We start from the raw sequence: 221 nt of genomic DNA, 5'->3' as shown, positions 1-221 counted from the left end.
CAAGTGAGAATGCCGGTATGAGTAACGAAAAGACAAGTGAGAATCTTGTCCGCCGAAAGCCTAAGGGTTCCTGAGGAAGGCTCGTCCACTCAGGGTAAGTCGGGACCTAACGCGAGGCCGAAAGGCGTAGTGGAAGGACAACAGGTTGAAATTCCTGTACCACCGTAAACCGTTATGAGCAATGGGGTGACACAGAAGGGCAGTGACGCGGGCTGATGGAA

At 52.9% G+C, this 221-nt stretch carries 1 rRNA gene; it reads left to right on the top strand.

Going from position 1 to position 221, the window contains the following annotated elements:
* Window positions 1–221 (top strand): 23S ribosomal RNA (locus PAT3040_RS13800); the annotation flags it as partial.

Source organism: Paenibacillus agaridevorans (assembly GCF_003112455.1).
Taxonomy (GTDB): Bacteria; Bacillota; Bacilli; order Paenibacillales; family Paenibacillaceae; genus Pristimantibacillus; species Pristimantibacillus agaridevorans.
Note: the sequence above shows the minus strand (reverse complement) of the source record. Positions and strands in the feature narration are given on the sequence as shown.